Source organism: Pseudomonas sp. ChxA (assembly GCF_030263855.1).
Taxonomy (GTDB): Bacteria; Pseudomonadota; Gammaproteobacteria; order Pseudomonadales; family Pseudomonadaceae; genus Aquipseudomonas; species Aquipseudomonas fluorescens_CB.
Map to the genome: position 1 here is coordinate 2,322,534 of NZ_JARPMK010000001.1, position 15,664 is coordinate 2,338,197.

The window sequence follows — 15,664 nt, forward strand, 5'->3', positions numbered from 1 at the left end:
TGGATAGCCCATGATCTTTCTGATTTTCCTCATCGCCTGCGGCGCGGCCGCCAGTACCGGCGTCATTTTCAAGCCCGGTCAGTGGTACGAAAGCCTGGTCAAACCCAGCTTCACGCCGCCTAATTGGCTGTTTCCGGTGGCCTGGACGGTTATCTACCTGCTGCTCGCCTGGGCGGGCTATCGCTTGACGATGATTCCCGGCAGCCAATTGGCCTTAGGCCTGTGGGCGGCGCAGATTGCGCTGAACACGCTGTGGACGCCGGTGTTTTTCGGCGCGCATAACATCGTGGCCGGGATGGTGGTGATTGTGCTCCTGTGGCTGGTGGTGGCGGCATTGGTGGTGATGGCGTTGCGGTTGGACTTGATCACCGGCTTGATCCTGTTCCCGTACCTGGCGTGGCTGAGTGTGGCGGCGGCGTTGAATTTCTCGATTTTGCGTAATAACCGCTGATGGCTCACAAACTTTGGCCCGCGAGCGAGGCTGAGCTGGCCCAGATGCGCCAGTTCAATAAAAAGCTGGCGTGGCTGCCGCGTTTTAAAATCCGCAACCGCGTCACGCCGCGTTTGATCCAGGCGCTGTTGCGGGTCAGCCAGGCGATAAAGAAAGCACCTGTGGCCGAAACCCGCCGAGTGGCGGGCGTGCCCGTGCGCATCCTGCGGCCCGAGGGGAAAACCCAAGGCGTGGTGCTGGATATCCACGGCGGCGGCTGGGTGATCGGCAATGCACAGATGGATGACGACCTGAACCTGGGTATGGTGCAGGCGTGCGGCGTGGCGGTGGTGTCGGTGGACTATCGGCTGGCGGTGGACACGCCGGTCGAAGGGCTGATGGAGGACTGCCTGAATGCCGCGCGCTGGCTGCTCGGCAGTGATGAGTTTGCCGATCTGCCGGTGTTCGTCGTGGGTGAATCTGCCGGTGGGCATCTGGCGGCGGCAACCTTGCTGGCACTTAAGCAATGGCCTGAATTGCTCAAGCGTGTGCGCGGTGCGGTGTTGTACTACGGCGTATACGACTTGACCGGCACACCGAGCGTGCGCACGGCGGGGCCAGAGACATTGTTGCTGGACGGACCGGGAATGGTTGAAGCGCTGCGCATGCTGACGCCGGGGTTGAGTGATGAAGCACGTCGGCAGCCGCCGTTGTCACCGTTGTATGGCGACTTCACAGGGCTGCCACCTGCGTTGATGTTTGTGGGGGAGTTGGACCCGCTTAAAGACGACACGCTGCTGATCGCCGAACGCTGGGGCATAGCGGCAGAGGTGCAAGCCCATCTGTTACCGGAATCTGCCCATGGGTTTATTCATTTTCCGGTGGCGATGGCGCAGGCAGTGCTTGCCCATAGCCGCGCGTGGATTACGGCTCACATTAAGGTGCAGGCCGCTCAGGACTAGATGAAACCCCCTTTTTTTCACAGCGTCGGTAATCTCAAGCCTTCTTGTCGTCAGTTACCAAGGGCAGTGCGATGTGCGACTTACACGTGACACTCAGGCCGGCTATCGTCACCGACCTGCCACTGATTTACCGCGGCGAGTTGGCCTACATCCAATGTTGGGAGCCGGCTCACGAGTCCGCATGGCGGCTGCACTTGGAGCAAAACCTGGCCGTGTGGGTCGAGAATTTTGACCGGCTGACAGTGGCAACGCTGGAGGGGCAGTTTGCGGGTTATTCGTTATGGACGCCCGACGCCGATTCTGCCGAGCTTTGCACCATCAGCGTCAGCGAGGCGTACCGGCGTAAGGGCATAGGTCGTGTGTTGCTGGAAGCTTATGCGGTTGCGGCCAAGCGTAGCGGCTTCACGCAACTGCGCTTGAGCGTGCGGGCGGATAACCCGGCCAGGCTGATGTATGAGCAGGCAGGTTTTGTGTGCGTCGGGACGGGCTCCAATGCCTACCTTCTCTACCAGCGAGCGTGCGGGTAATGAACATTCACGCGGTCACCGCTGCCGATATTCCCCAGGTGCTGACCTTTGTGCTGCAAGCGCGTGCCGAGCTTTTCCCTAAGCTCAGCGAAGCGGCGATGCCCGACGACTTGGCGCAATTTGAATCCACCTACCTTGAGGGCGGCGGGCAATTTCTGATCGCTCGTGCAGATGACCAGATCGTCGCGGCGATCGGCTACTTGCCTTACGACGGCCGTTTCCCTCGGTTGAATTACCAGGGGTTTAAAACGGTGGAAGTCGTGCGCCTGTTTGTGCGCCCGGCTTTTCGGCGCTTTGGCCTGGCGGGCAGGTTGTATCGCGCGTTAGAGGCGAAGGCAAAGGCGGATGGGGTGGCGGTGGTTTACCTGCACACCCATCCGTTTTTGCCGGGTGCGATTGATTTTTGGCGGCGGCAGGGCTTTGAGGTCATCGACGTCGACGCCGACCCGGTGTGGCAGACCACGCATATGCAGCGGTATTTATAGATCAAGGTGGGAGCAGGCAAGCCAGCTCCCACAGAGTCAGTTAAATTGGGCGTAACCGCAGGATTTGCGCGCCGTCGAACGGGTCCGTCAGGTAATGCGCCTGCACCCCGAATGTCTCCTGTAGCCGCTGCGGCGTCAGCACCTCCAGCGGTTTACCCAATGCCACCAGGCAGCCGTGATCCAGCACCGCCAAACGGTCACAGGTCAGCGCCTGGTTCAGGTCATGCAGCGCAATCAGCGTGGTCACCGGCAGTGCTTGCACGCCTTTCAAAATCGCCAGCTGATGTTGGATATCCAGGTGATTGGTCGGCTCATCCAGCAACAAGATCTGCGGTCGTTGCGCCAACGCGCGGGCGATGTGCACGCGTTGGCGCTCGCCGCCAGAGAGGCTGCGCCAGGCGCGTTGGCCCAGGTGGGTGGCGTCCACATCATGCAGCGCCTGGCGCACGATGGCATCGTCTTCGCCAGACCACGGGCTCAGCGCCGACAGCCAGGGCGTGCGGCCCAGGGCCACGGCGTCGAAGACGCGGATGGCGTCGTCGGTGTCGGCCTGCTGTTCCACCACGGCCAATTGCTGCGCGATGGCCCGGCGCGACAGGCTGCCCAGGCGCTGGCCGCCCAGCAACACCTCGCCCGAAGCGGGTACACGCAAACCGGCGAGCAATTTGAGCAGGGTGGATTTGCCCGAGCCATTCGGCCCGACAATGCCCAAGGTTTCACCTGGCTGAACTTCAAGCTGAATGTCGCGCAGCAACTGCGCTTCACGCACCTTGAAGCCCAGGCCGGTGCAACTGAGTACCGTCATCGGGCATTCCTCCGACCAATCAGGATCAGCGCAAACACTGGCGCGCCGACCAGCGCCGTGACCACGCCCACCGGAATCACCTGGCCTTTGATCAAGGTGCGCGACAGCACATCAGCGGCGATCAAGAACAACGCGCCGCCCAGCGCACTGGCGGGCAGCAACCGCGAATGTCCGGTGCCCAGCAGCAGGCGCACGGCGTGGGGAATCACCAGCCCGACAAAACCGATGGAGCCGACAATCGACACCATCACCGCGGTCACCAACGCCGCGCAACCGACCAGCACAAACTGCACACGCCGCACCGCAATACCCAGCGAAGCCGCCGAGTCGGTGCCGAAGGTGAACGCATCCAGCGCACGCCGATGCCACAAACACACTGCCAAGCCTACGACCGCCACCGGCACCGCCAGCCACACCGAGGGCCAGCGCACGCCGCTGAGGTTGCCCAACAGCCAGAACATGATGCCGCGTGCCTGTTCGGAACTGGCGGACTTGGTGATCAGGAACGCGGTGAGGGCATTGAACAGCTGCGAACCGGCGATGCCGGCGAGGATGATTTGGCCGGTGCCGCTGGCTGAGCCGCTGGCCCGTGCCAATAGAATCACTAAGGCAAATGCCGCCATGGCACCGACAAACGCGCCCGCCGACAGCGAAATCAAACCGCCGCCCACGCCTATCAATGCCACTAACACTGCGCCGGTCGAGGCGCCTGCGCTGATGCCTAGCAGGTACGGATCGGCCAATGGGTTGCGCAGCAGCGACTGCAAAATCACCCCGCAAGTGGCCAGCCCGGCGCCACACGCGGCGGCGACCAGGGCGCGGGTCAGGCGGTAGTTCCACACCACGCCTTCGTCGATCGGGTCGAGCACGTAACCGGCGGCCCACAGTTTGTTGGCCAGCACCTGCAACACCACCTGCGGTTCGATTGCGGTTTCGCCGATGGCGGTGCCGGCGAGCACGGCCATCAGTAACACGGCGAGGGCGAGTAGGGTACGGGTCATTTGGGCAGGTCGTAGCCGTCGATGGCAGCGGCCAGTTGTTCCAGTCCGTCGAACATGCGCAGGCTGGCCTGCAACGCCAGGGCGTCAATGATGATGATGCGGTTGTTTTTCACCGCGTCCATGTTGCGGGTCACGGGGTCGCTGCGCAGGAAGGCGAGTTTCTTTTCATGGTCGTCGGCGGGGTAGCGGCGGCGGTCCATGCGCGCAATCACCAGGAAAGTCGGGTTGGCTTTGGCGATGGTTTCCCACCCGACGGCAGGCCATTCTTCATCGGACTGCACCACGTTGTTCAGGCCGAGGGTTTGCAGCATGAATTCGGGGATGCCCTTGTGGCCGGCCACATACGGGTCGGCGGCCATTTCGCTGCTGGAGAACCACACCAGTGCGCTGGCGTGCTTGAGTCCTTTGCCTTGCGCGGTGGCGACGGACTTGGCCAGGCGGGCCTTGAGTTCGTCATTCAACTGTTGGCCGCGCGCTTGCACGTCGAAAATCTCGGCCAACTGGCTGATGCTTTTATAAATCGTGTCGATGCGAAACGGCTCCAGCCGCGTGCCGTCAGCGCCCACCAGGTTGTCCTTGCCTTCGCAGTCGGAGGGCAGCACGTAGGTGGGAATCTTCAGTTCATGGAATTGCTCGCGAGTACCGACCACGCCTTGCGGGCCGACCACCCATTCCAGCTCGGCGGCCACCAGTTGCGGGCGCTTGGCGATCACGGCTTCGAAGCTCGGCTCGTTGTCGGCCAGGCGCTCGATCTTGTCGTTCTGCGCCTTGAACTGCGGCAATACGCTGTTGAACCACAGCGAGGTGCCGACGACTTTATTCGCCACGCCCAGGGCGTAGAGCATCTCGGTGGCGGCCTGGCCAATGGTGACGCTGCGTGCCGGGGCCTGTTGGAAGGTGACGCTGCTGCCGCAGTTTTCGACTGTCAGCGGGTAGTGAGTCGGCGTGGCGTGGGCCAGGGCACAAAAGCCCAGGCCGGTGATCAGGGCGCAAACGCGTAGCAGCATGGGGCAATCTCCGAGTGAACCGTACGGGAAACAGGGCAGGTACGGCTCGGAAACACACCTTTGAACGCTGCAGGTTTGCAGGGCGCGGATGTCCTTCCCGGACACCCCGCCGGTTAGTGATAACGCTTTGCCGGCAGGTCTCCTGACTGATGCGTCGTCGCCTCGCTCCGGCCTTCCCGGACGTGGTCCAGTGGCAGTGGGGAGCAGGCTCGGCACCTACAGTTGCGGGGGCAGTTTCGATTGGCGCGATGGGCAGCGCTTCGAATTCCCTATTAGTCCCGTTTGGGAACCGGCGCGGTATGGTAGTCCATCTCAGGCTTAAGGTGCAGGTACAATCCGCCTGCGCCCAGACCTGCCTCAAGGAAGACTATGTTGTTACGTATAGGCATATTGCCCCTGCTGTTTTGCGTAAACGCCTACGCCGCCGACCTCTCGCTCACGCGCTTCACCGACGCGATCAGTGCCAGGGCCCATGCCATTGCCCAACTGGACGACGCCACCATCCTCGCCGAGGAAACAAAACTGGCGCCCATGGCCAGTGACCTGCTGCTCAAGGTCGGGCCGATGATCCGCAAGGGCGGCACCGGCACTGCGGTGCAGGGTTTTTTACTTGAGCAGTACGCGCAGCACGGCTGGTTGCCGATGATGTTCGGCTTTCGCGGTTACCCGGCAGCGGTGGGGGTGTCGGTGAATAACCAGGTGAGCGCCGCGCCGCCCACCGACGTGCCGTTCCCGGACGCGGCGCTGGTAAAAGTGGAGTTGATCGCGGCGTCGGCCCAGGCCCATGTTGCTCAGGTCTGGACGTTCGCCACAGCCAATGCCACCCCGGCGCAGCGCCAATTGCTGGCCACGGCGCGCCGTGCGCTGGCAAATGGGGTCGCCCACGTCCAGGGTGGTCAGCGGCTATCCAATGTGGGGGCGGCGATACAGCAGGAACTGGATGCGGGCCAGGCCGTTGCGGTGCGTGAGTTTGCGGGCTACGCCATGGGCCAGGCGCGCATACAAAAGCCGCAGGTGCTCGGTTACAAGGTCGAGGGTGACAGCCCATTGATGCAACCCGGACAGGTGCTCAACGTGTATGTGATCGCCAAGGCGGGCACAGTGGGTGTGAGGTATCAGCCGCCAGATTTTTGGAGCCTGCTTTCCTCAGATGGCGCCGACGGCGTGATGCTGTCGGCGATGGTCGAGGTGACGGCAGACGGGCACCGGCTGCTTAGCCGGATGCTGGATTGACGCGCGTACCGCCCTGCGATATTCCGGCGATGGGGTGATATTCGGTGATGGCTCAATGATATTATTTGCCGCGCCCTTTTCGATTCACCTCTGTTCATGGAGAACTTATGATTTTTCGCAACGTCCTCGCCTTGACCCATTTGTGCACCGTGTTAATGCTGGGTGGTTGCGCCCAGTCAGTGTCGTCACCCCCATCTGCTGCGCCAGTGCCGCTGGAACCGTTAGGCCAGGTTTTGCCCTCGAACTCTTCACGGGCGGGCTGGATCGACCAGATCATCGCTCAAGACCCTGTGGTGATTTCGTCGCACAAGCCCGTCCTCCAACCCGCTTCGGATAACGACGCGCGCATTGCCAAATTGCGTAAACAAGACGGTGGTGTGCTGCCTGAGGGTTATTGGGCGCTCTACAAGCAGAACCTGGAAGCTATGCAGTACGACTTGAACCACCAGCATGACGTGGCCCGTGCCGAATACGTAAACACCTATCGCGATGAGTTGAGCCGCCTCAGCGACGTGACACTTCAAACCATGGCCACCGCGCCCCAGGCGTTGGATGCCCACACTCGCCACCAGTTAAGCACACGCCTGAGTGACCGCACCGCGGCTTATATTACGACCAGCAATCAGTCGTTCCGGGCGGCCACGGATGCCCATATCAACCGCATGGCCTTGATGGACCGCCAATACGATGTCTGCACCCGCCAGCCGGATTGCTGGGATGCGCCGGTCAAGCACTAGCCTCGATAGGTCATACACAGGAAGTCTGCAATGAATGCTGATCAATGGATTGTTTTGTTCGAGCGAGCCTTTCGTGAAATGGGCGATAAACTCGAACAGGTACTGCAGCTGAACAGTTGCCGCGAGCACTGGATTCAGGCCGAAATCAGTTTGTATGCCTGGTTCAAGGAGGAGATCAGCCTCTGGACCGATTTGCCGATTGGCGAGCGGCGCAAAGCCGACCTGTATGCCCTGGGCGACAGCGGTTCAACGAACATGGTCGCCGAAATCAAGTGCCTGGGCGACATATCCCAAGCCAAATGCCTGGAGGGCGATTGGTCAGTGAGGGCTGATGTTGAGCGGTTGCGTTCATTCGAATGCCCGGCCCGGTTGTTTGTGTTGGTGATTGCCAAAGGCGAACGCGAGACCAACACCGGGCGGCGCCTTCGCGCAGATGAGTGGGTGGATGGGCGTGAATGCGTCAACGTAGACCTGGGGTTTGCCTTGATCCGCCTGTGGGCGCTCTGACGCAACTGCATGCCTGCTGGACATAGGTCTTATGCCCGCGACCGGTCTACCGCTCGCCCTCAGGGTTGGGGAATGCTTCGTGGCTAATTTTACAGGTGAAAAAAGCCTGCGCCGCCACGTCCACAGTCCTACAGGTACGACCATGCAAACCAACCGAGTAACGCGCGAGCAAGTGCTTGAGGCGAGTAAGGGCATGCTGCAAAAGCAGTTCTACGTGGTGTTTTCAACGCCAACCGACGGGCTTGGCCCGGTGATGCAGAACCTGCCGATTCACCTTGAGCATCAATGCAAGATCGAGCGCGACGGTATCCTGGTCGCTGCCGGGCCGCACTGGAGTGATGATGAGCAGTACTGGGACGGCGACGGCATGTTTGTGATTCGTGCAACGTCGATTGAACATGCCAAGGCCATTGCCGCAGAGGACCCGATGCATCAGTGCGGCGCGCGCAGGTTTTCGATTCGGCCGTGGTTGGTGAATGAAGGGCGGCTGAATTTGAAGGTCGATTTTTCTACCGGCAAGGTCACGGTGGACTGATCCACATACACAGCAGATCCAGGGTGGGAGCTGTCTTGGGTGGGAGCTGGCTTGCCTGCGATTGCGGTGTGTCAGCCAAGGATTTGCCACTGATGCACCGCTATCGCAGGCAAGCCAGCTCCCACAGTTGGTTGGTGTTGCCTGGTTTATTTGTGATCCAGCCACACCGTCTGCGTGTTGCAGAATTCACGCATATCCACAAACACTGCAGATCAAAGGTGGGAGCTGGCTTGCCTGCGATTGCAGTGTGTCAGCCAAGGAGTTGTCACTGATGCACCGCTATCGCAGGCAACCCAGCTCCCACAGTTGGTTGGTGTTGCCTGGTTTATTTTTGATCCAGCCACACCGTCTGCGTGTTGCAGAATTCACGCACACCCACAAACACTGCAGATCAAAGGTGGGAGCTGGCTTGCCTGCGATTGCAGTGTGTCAGCCAAGGAGTTGTCACTGATGCACCGCTATCGCAGGCAAGCCAGCTCCCACAGTTGAAGGGGTGTTGCCGGGTTTATTTGGGATCCAGCCACACCGTCTGCGCGTTGCAGAAACTCACGCACACCCACAAGCACCGCAAATCAAAGGTGGGAGCTGGCTTGCCTGCGATTGCAGTGTGTCAGCCAAGGAGTTGTCACTGATGCACCGCTATCGCAGGCAAGCCAGCTCCCACAGTTGAAGGGGTGTTGCCGGGTTTATTTGTGATCCAGCCACACCGTCTGCGCGTTGCAGAAACTCACGCACACCCACAAACACTGCAGATCAAAGGTGGGAGCTGGCTTGCCTGCGATTGCAGTGTGTCAGCCAAGGAGTTGTCACTGATCCACCGCTATCGCAGGCAAGCCAGCTCCCACAGTTGAAAGGATGTTGCCTGGTTTATTTGTGATCCAGCCGCACGGTCTGCGCGTTGCAGAATTCACGCATACCCACAAACACCGAAGATCAAAGGTGGGAGCGGGCTTGCCTGCGATTGCGGTGTGTCAGCCAAGGAGTTGTCACTGGCCCACCGCTATCGCAGGCAAGCCAGCTCCCACAGTTGGTTGGTGTTGCCTGTTTTATTTGCGATCCAGCCACACGGTCTGTGCGTTGCAGAATTCACGCACGCCGAAGTGCGACAATTCGCGGCCAAACCCACTCTTTTTCACCCCACCAAACGCTACGCGCGGGTCGGACACGCTGAACGAGTTGACGAATACTGCGCCGGTTTCCAGTTGGTTGGTGATATCCCGTGCCTTCACCGAGTCGGTGGTGAAGATGCTCGCCGTGAGGCCGAATTCGCTGTCATTGGCCAGCGCTACCGCGTGGTCAGCATCGCGGGCGGTGATGATCGAGGCCACGGGGCCGAACAGTTCCTGTTTGAACGAGGTCATCTGGTCGGTCACGCCTGCCAGCACGGTTGGCTCGTAGTAGTTGCCGGCGCCGACGACTTTATTGCCACCGAGCAGCAGGGTCGCACCTTCTTCCAGGGTGGCCTGGACTTGGCCGTGCAGCTCATCACGCAGGTCGAAACGCGCCATCGGGCCGACGTAGGTGGCGGTCGACGTCGGGTCGCCCATCACCAGTTTGCGGCTGGCTTCGAGGAATTTAGCGGTAAAGGCTTCCACCACACCTGCTTCGATGATCAGGCGTTTGGCGGCGGCGCAGACTTGGCCGCTGTTCTGGAAGCGCCCAATGACCGCGGCCTGCACGGCGGCGTCGAGGTCGGCGTCATTGAGCACGATAAACGGGTCGGAGCCGCCCAGTTCCAGCACGCATTTTTTCAGCGCAGCACCGGCCTGGGAGCCGATGGCGATACCGGCGCGCACGCTGCCGGTGAGGGTGACGGCGGCGATGCGCGGGTCGGCGATAGCCTTGGACACGCCGTCGTTGGTCACGTTGACCACTTCAAAAATACCTTCGGCAAAACCGGCTTTCTGGAATGCTTGTTGGATCAGGTAGGCGCTGCCCATCACGTTCGGTGCGTGTTTAAGCACGTAGGTGTTACCGGCCAGCAAGGTCGGCACGGCGCCGCGCAGCACTTGCCACACCGGGAAATTCCACGGCATCACGGCGAAAATCGGGCCCAGCGGGCGGTATTCGATCTGCGCGCTGCCGTTGTCCACCAGGGTCGGTTCCGGCGCGAGCATGGCCGGGCCTTGGGCGGCGTACCACTCGCTGAGTTGCGCACATTTTTCGATTTCGGCGCGGGCCTGGGAGATGGGTTTGCCCATTTCCAGGGTGATCATCTGGGCCATGTCTTCGGCTTGCTCGCGCAATGCACTGGCCAGGGCCAGCAGCAACTCTGCGCGTTGGCTCACCGGCTGGCGGCGCCAAGTGCGGAAAGCTGCGGTGGCGCGGTTGAGGGCGGCGTCCAGTTGCGCCTCGGTTTCGTAGGGGTAGCTGGCGACCGTTTCACCGTTGGCGGGGTTGATCGACAGGGCGTGGGTTTGGTGAGTAATAGCGTTCATGGCACCGTCCGGCTGAATGAGTGGAATGGGGTCAGCCTACGGGGATGCATGTTTTCTGGAAACTGAATAATATTAAGTGATACGTTCTCGAATTGAGAATGGATGTTGGATTTTGGACGCGGAGCGTCCTTGGCGGCATTCTCACGCAGCGCGTGGGAACGATCAGCGTGGGAACGATCATGTTCGCGATTGGAGAATGATTTGGATTTGGTGCAGCTGGAAATCTTCAAGGCCGTTGCCGAGCAAGGCAGCATCAGCGCCGCCGCGCAGTTGATTCATCGCGTGCCGTCGAACCTGACCACGCGTATCAAGCAGTTGGAGCAGGATTTGGGCGTGGAGCTGTTTATTCGCGAGAAAAGCCGCTTGCGCCTGTCGCCCGCCGGCTGGAATTTCCTCGGTTATGCGCGGCGCATTCTTGATTTGGTGCAGGAGGCTCGTGCAACCGTAGCCGGGGAGGAGCCCCAGGGCGCGTTTGCGCTTGGCTCGCTGGAGAGCACGGCGGCGGTGCGCATCCCGGCGCTGTTGGCGGCTTACAACCAGAAACACACCAAGGTCGAGCTGGACCTGAGCACCGGGCCGTCGGGCACGATGATCGAGGGCGTGTTGTCGGGGCGCCTGGCGGCGGCGTTTGTCGATGGGCCGGTGCTGCATGCGACGCTGGAGGGCGTGGCGGTGTTTGAGGAGGAGATGGTGGTGATTGCGCCGCTGCACCATGCGCCGATCACGCGCGGGCAGGATGTGGCGGGGGAGAGCATCTACACCTTTCGCTCCAATTGCTCGTATCGCCATCACTTCGAACGCTGGTTTTCACAGGATGGCGCGGTGCCGGGCAAGATTTTCGAAATGGAGTCGTACCACGGCATGCTCGCCTGCGTCAGCGCCGGGGCCGGCCTGGCGTTGATGCCGCGCAGCATGCTGGAGAGCATGCCGGGGTTTACGACGGTGAGTGTGTGGCCGTTGACGGACGCGTTTCGGCTCCTCAATACCTGGCTGATCTGGCGCCGGGGTACGGTGTCGCAGAGTTTGAACAGCTTCGTGAGGTTGCTGGAGGAGCGCGGTCTGGTAGCCACTTAGATCCAGTGTGGGGGCTGGCAACCCAGCTCCCACCTTTTGATCTGTGTCAGCCGCCAAATTGCAGGGTGCCCATGGCCAGCTTGGCCATTATCGCCGTGGCGCCCAGCTGCACCAGCCACAAGGCCAACCCGCCCAGGAACACACCCAGCGCCACTTGCAGCACCAGACTTTTCTGGCGCTTGGCTTGCGGCGGGCGCGGGGCGTAGTCATGCAGTTCGTCGCGGTCGGCGCGCAGGTCCAGGTCGTCGTTTCTCATAAGGCTCTCACAGCAAGGGGGCGTTCGGTGTTCAGTCTAGTGGCTTGGCCAACAAAAAGGGGGAAGCCATTGGCTTCCCCCTTCGTATGGCGCTGGTCGGGTTATAGAACCTGAACAATCGCTTTAGTGACCGCACCAATGTTCGACTGGTTCAGCGCGGCCACGCAGATCCGGCCGGTGTCGAGCGCGTAGATGCCAAACTCGGTACGCAAACGGGTGACTTGCTCAACGGTCAGGCCGGAGTAGGAGAACATCCCACGCTGGCGGCCGACGAAGCTGAAGTCGTGGCCCGGTGCAGCTTTGGCCAGCTCGGCGACCATCTGCTCGCGCATGCCGCGGATGCGCAGGCGCATTTCGGCAAGTTCCGCTTCCCATTGGGCGCGCAGCTCAGGGTTATTCAGCACTGCCGCTACGATCGCCGCGCCGTGGGTAGGCGGGTTGGAGTAGTTGGTGCGGATAACGCGTTTGACCTGGGACAGGATGCGCGCGCTTTCTTCCTTGGATTCGCTGACGATCGACAGCGCGCCCACGCGTTCGCCGTACAGCGAGAACGACTTGGAGAACGAGCTGGAGACAAAGAAGGTCAGGCCCGATTCAGCAAACAGGCGCACGGCCGCGGCGTCTTCGTGGATGCCGTCGCCAAAGCCCTGGTAGGCCATGTCGAGGAACGGCACCAGGTTCTTGGCCTTGATGACGTCCAGCACGTTCTGCCAGTCGGCCGGGCTCAGGTCGACGCCGGTCGGGTTGTGGCAGCAGGCGTGCAGCACCACGATGGACTGTGGCGGCAGGGCGTTGAGGTCTTCGAGCAGGCCGGTACGGTTGACGTCGTGGGTGGCGGCGTCGTAGTAGCGGTAGGTCTGCACCGGGAAGCCGGCTTTTTCGAACAGCGCCTGGTGGTTTTCCCAGCTCGGGTCGCTGATCGCGACGACGGCGTTGGGCAGCAGTTGCTTGAGGAAGTCCGCGCCGATTTTAAGCGCGCCGGTGCCGCCGACCGCTTGGGCGGTGATCACGCGGCCAGCGCTCAGCAGTGGCGACTCAGCGCCGAACAGCAGCTTTTGCACGGCCTGGTCGTACGCCACGATACCGTCGATCGGCAGGTAGCCACGGGCGGCGTGTTGCGCCACGCGAATGGCTTCCGCTTCGGCAACGGCACGCAAGAGTGGAATCTTCCCCTCCTCGTTGCAGTAAACGCCCACGCCAAGGTTGACCTTGGTGGTTCGTGTGTCGGCGTTGAATGCTTCGTTGAGGCCCAGGATTGGATCGCGTGGTGCCATTTCGACAGCGGAGAACAGGCTCATTTTTGCGGCAGCTCTATGGGGGAAGGGAGGGACGTGTCGCGCTCCAGCCGAATGCACTAGAGCGGTGCACAAACGGGGAGCTAGTATAGAGGCCATCCAGGCTCAGGGCGACAGCCGAAACGGCTTTTCGGCCAAGTTTTTCGGTTTATTTGCCCACCGTTAGTCTTATTGCAATATTGACCATCGACGGCTGGTAGGACGATTGCCTTGAAACCCGTCACATTCGCCACCACTTCTACAGTTATCATGGTTTTTTCCTGCAACCTGCGAAGACTTTTCGCGGGTTGCTGAGCTATTTCGTCCCTGGCGGTATCGAGTCTGGGGTGACTTCAAGAGGTACGTTATGTCGGATTTCCAGCTCGTCACCCGTTTTGAACCCGCAGGCGACCAACCTGAAGCCATTCGGTTGCTGGTCGAAGGCATCGACGCCGGCCTGGCGCACCAGACCCTGCTCGGGGTGACCGGTTCCGGCAAGACCTTCAGCATCGCCAACGTGATTGCGCAGACCAATCGCCCAACGTTGGTACTGGCGCCGAACAAAACCCTGGCCGCGCAGCTGTATGGCGAGTTCAAGGCGTTCTTCCCGAACAACGCGGTGGAGTACTTCGTTTCCTACTACGACTACTACCAGCCCGAAGCTTATGTGCCGTCTTCCGACACCTTTATCGAGAAGGATGCGTCGATCAACGACCATATCGAGCAGATGCGGTTGTCGGCGACCAAGGCGTTGCTGGAACGCAAGGACGCGATCATCGTCACCACGGTGTCGTGCATCTACGGCCTGGGCAGCCCGGAAGCCTATTTGAAGATGGTGTTGCACGTCGACCGCGGCGACAAACTCGACCAGCGCGAACTGCTGCGCCGGCTCACGAGCTTGCAGTACACGCGTAACGACATGGATTTTGCCCGCGCGACCTTTCGTGTGCGGGGCGATGTGATCGACATTTACCCGGCCGAATCCGACCTTGAAGCAATCCGCATCGAGCTGTTCGACGACGAAGTCGAGAGCCTGTCGGCCTTCGACCCGTTGACCGGCGAGGTGATCCGCAAGTTGCCGCGCTTCACCTTCTATCCGAAGAGCCACTACGTGACGCCGCGTGAAACCCTCATGGGAGCGATCGAGGGCATCAAGGGTGAACTGGTTGAGCGCCTGGAATACCTGCGTTCCAACAACAAGCTGGTGGAAGCCCAGCGTCTGGAGCAGCGCACCCGTTTTGACCTGGAAATGATCCTGGAGCTGGGTTACTGCAACGGCATCGAAAACTACTCACGTTACCTGTCGGGGCGCGATTCCGGGCAGGCGCCGCCGACGTTGTTTGATTATTTGCCGGACGACGCCCTGCTGGTGATCGATGAATCCCACGTCAGCGTGCCTCAGGTCGGAGCGATGTATAAGGGTGACCGTTCGCGTAAAGAAACCTTGGTGGAGTACGGTTTTCGCTTGCCGTCGGCGCTGGATAACCGGCCAATGCGCTTCGACGAGTTTGAAAGTATCAGCCCGCAGACTATTTTTGTCTCGGCCACACCGGGTAACTATGAGGCCGAACATGCGGGGCGCGTGGTTGAACAATTGGTGCGCCCGACCGGCCTGGTGGACCCGCAGATCGAGATCCGCCCGGCGCTGACCCAGGTGGACGATTTGCTCTCGGAAATCACCAAGCGCGTGGCGCTGGAAGAGCGGGTGCTGGTCACCACGCTGACCAAGCGCATGTCCGAAGACTTGACCGATTACCTGGCCGACCACGGCGTGCGCGTGCGTTATTTGCACTCGGACATCGACACCGTGGAGCGCGTGGAGATCATCCGCGACCTGCGCCTGGGGGTGTTCGACGTGCTGGTGGGTATCAACCTGCTGCGCGAAGGCCTGGACATGCCGGAAGTCTCGCTGGTGGCGATTCTGGATGCAGACAAGGAAGGCTTCCTGCGCTCCGAGCGTTCGTTGATCCAGACCATCGGTCGGGCGGCGCGTAACCTTAATGGTCGGGCGATTCTGTACGCGGACCGCATCACCGGCTCCATGGAGCGGGCGATAGGCGAGACCGAGCGCCGTCGTGACAAACAGATCGCATTCAACCTGGAACACGGCATTACCCCGAAGGGCGTGTTCAAGGACGTTGCCGACATTATGGAAGGCGCCGTGGTGCCCGGTTCGCGCAGCAAGAAGCGCAAGGGCATGGCCAAGGCTGCCGAGGAGAGCGCCAAGTACGAGAACGAGCTGCGCTCGCCGAGTGAGATCACCAAGCGGATCCGGCAACTGGAAGAGAAAATGTACCAGTTGGCGCGCGATCTTGAGTTTGAGGCGGCGGCGCAGACGCGCGATGAGATTGGCAAGTTGCGTGAGCGCCTGCTGGCTGTTTGATTTTTCGCTA

Annotated in this window: 16 protein-coding genes and 1 riboswitch; of the genes, 10 read left to right on the forward strand and 6 right to left on the reverse strand. The window is 61.0% G+C overall.

Annotated features, from left to right (window positions below; translation table 11 throughout):
• The first annotated feature begins 10 nt into the window (after positions 1–10).
• The 4 genes from tspO (at position 11) to P5706_RS10385 (ending at position 2,404) form a co-directional block, all read left to right on the forward strand.
• Positions 11–451, forward strand: coding sequence for a tryptophan-rich sensory protein TspO (gene tspO, locus P5706_RS10370; RefSeq protein ID WP_200431385.1), 441 nt, complete (start codon positions 11–13; stop codon positions 449–451).
• Positions 451–1,392: an alpha/beta hydrolase gene (locus P5706_RS10375; protein ID WP_285679182.1), complete on the forward strand. Its 942-nt coding sequence runs from the start codon at positions 451–453 to the stop codon at positions 1,390–1,392. Before tspO ends, P5706_RS10375 begins: the two co-directional genes overlap by 1 nt.
• Before the next feature lie 71 nt (positions 1,393–1,463).
• Positions 1,464–1,919 carry a GNAT family N-acetyltransferase gene (locus P5706_RS10380; RefSeq protein WP_200431387.1) on the forward strand — a complete coding sequence of 152 codons (456 nt, stop codon included), beginning with the start codon at positions 1,464–1,466 and terminating at the stop codon, positions 1,917–1,919.
• On the forward strand, positions 1,919–2,404 hold the full coding sequence (locus tag P5706_RS10385) for a GNAT family N-acetyltransferase (RefSeq protein WP_200431388.1): 486 nt from the start codon (positions 1,919–1,921) through the stop codon (positions 2,402–2,404). Before P5706_RS10380 ends, P5706_RS10385 begins: the two co-directional genes overlap by 1 nt.
• 40 nt (positions 2,405–2,444) lie before the next feature.
• Here P5706_RS10385 and P5706_RS10390 read toward each other — a convergent pair whose 3' ends face one another.
• The 3 genes from P5706_RS10390 to P5706_RS10400 are packed head-to-tail and all read right to left on the reverse strand — an operon-like array spanning position 2,445 to position 5,217.
• Positions 2,445–3,209 (reverse strand): ABC transporter ATP-binding protein, encoded by a 765-nt coding sequence (locus tag P5706_RS10390; RefSeq protein ID WP_285679183.1) that lies wholly within the window; start codon positions 3,207–3,209, stop codon positions 2,445–2,447.
• Positions 3,206–4,210, reverse strand: coding sequence for a FecCD family ABC transporter permease (locus P5706_RS10395; RefSeq protein ID WP_285679184.1), 1,005 nt, complete (start codon positions 4,208–4,210; stop codon positions 3,206–3,208). The genes P5706_RS10390 and P5706_RS10395 overlap by 4 nt, the downstream gene beginning before the upstream one ends.
• Positions 4,207–5,217: an ABC transporter substrate-binding protein gene (locus tag P5706_RS10400; RefSeq protein WP_285679185.1), complete on the reverse strand. Its 1,011-nt coding sequence runs from the start codon at positions 5,215–5,217 to the stop codon at positions 4,207–4,209. The genes P5706_RS10395 and P5706_RS10400 overlap by 4 nt, the downstream gene beginning before the upstream one ends.
• 115 nt (positions 5,218–5,332) lie before the next feature.
• A riboswitch (cobalamin riboswitch) is annotated at positions 5,333–5,526 on the reverse strand.
• Between the two features lie 60 nt (positions 5,527–5,586).
• On the opposite strand from P5706_RS10400, the gene P5706_RS10405 reads away from it, so the two are divergent.
• The 4 genes from P5706_RS10405 to P5706_RS10420 all read left to right on the forward strand — a co-directional run bounded on the left by P5706_RS10405 (position 5,587) and on the right by P5706_RS10420 (position 8,229).
• Complete coding sequence (locus P5706_RS10405; RefSeq protein ID WP_285679186.1) at positions 5,587–6,450, forward strand: M24 family metallopeptidase; 864 nt, start codon at positions 5,587–5,589, stop codon at positions 6,448–6,450.
• A 107-nt stretch (positions 6,451–6,557) separates the two neighbouring features.
• The gene (locus P5706_RS10410) at positions 6,558–7,187 is read left to right on the forward strand and encodes a hypothetical protein (protein WP_285679187.1); all 630 of its coding nucleotides are present in this window, start codon (positions 6,558–6,560) and stop codon (positions 7,185–7,187) included.
• Positions 7,188–7,217: 30 nt separating this feature from the next.
• Positions 7,218–7,694, forward strand: coding sequence for a hypothetical protein (locus P5706_RS10415; protein ID WP_285679188.1), 477 nt, complete (start codon positions 7,218–7,220; stop codon positions 7,692–7,694).
• A gap of 142 nt (positions 7,695–7,836) precedes the next feature.
• Positions 7,837–8,229 carry a YciI family protein gene (locus P5706_RS10420; RefSeq protein ID WP_200431395.1) on the forward strand — a complete coding sequence of 131 codons (393 nt, stop codon included), beginning with the start codon at positions 7,837–7,839 and terminating at the stop codon, positions 8,227–8,229.
• A 1,046-nt stretch (positions 8,230–9,275) separates the two neighbouring features.
• Here the strand turns inward: P5706_RS10420 and P5706_RS10425 are convergent.
• The gene (locus tag P5706_RS10425) at positions 9,276–10,667 is read right to left on the reverse strand and encodes an aldehyde dehydrogenase family protein (RefSeq protein ID WP_285679189.1); all 1,392 of its coding nucleotides are present in this window, start codon (positions 10,665–10,667) and stop codon (positions 9,276–9,278) included.
• A 201-nt stretch (positions 10,668–10,868) separates the two neighbouring features.
• On the opposite strand from P5706_RS10425, the gene ptrR reads away from it, so the two are divergent.
• Complete coding sequence (ptrR, locus tag P5706_RS10430; RefSeq protein WP_285679190.1) at positions 10,869–11,741, forward strand: putrescine utilization regulator PtrR; 873 nt, start codon at positions 10,869–10,871, stop codon at positions 11,739–11,741.
• Between the two features lie 46 nt (positions 11,742–11,787).
• Here ptrR and P5706_RS10435 read toward each other — a convergent pair whose 3' ends face one another.
• Both P5706_RS10435 and P5706_RS10440 read right to left on the reverse strand, forming a co-directional pair.
• The gene (locus P5706_RS10435; RefSeq protein WP_065911752.1) at positions 11,788–11,997 is read right to left on the reverse strand and encodes a hypothetical protein; all 210 of its coding nucleotides are present in this window, start codon (positions 11,995–11,997) and stop codon (positions 11,788–11,790) included.
• Positions 11,998–12,098: 101 nt separating this feature from the next.
• A complete protein-coding gene (locus P5706_RS10440; RefSeq protein WP_200431399.1) occupies positions 12,099–13,295 on the reverse strand; it encodes an amino acid aminotransferase in 1,197 nt (398 codons plus the stop codon).
• Positions 13,296–13,638: 343 nt separating this feature from the next.
• Between P5706_RS10440 and uvrB the strand changes: the two genes are divergently transcribed.
• Entirely contained in the window at positions 13,639–15,654 is a 2,016-nt protein-coding gene (gene uvrB / locus P5706_RS10445; protein ID WP_200431400.1) for an excinuclease ABC subunit UvrB, read from the forward strand.
• The last annotated feature ends 10 nt before the right edge of the window (positions 15,655–15,664 follow it).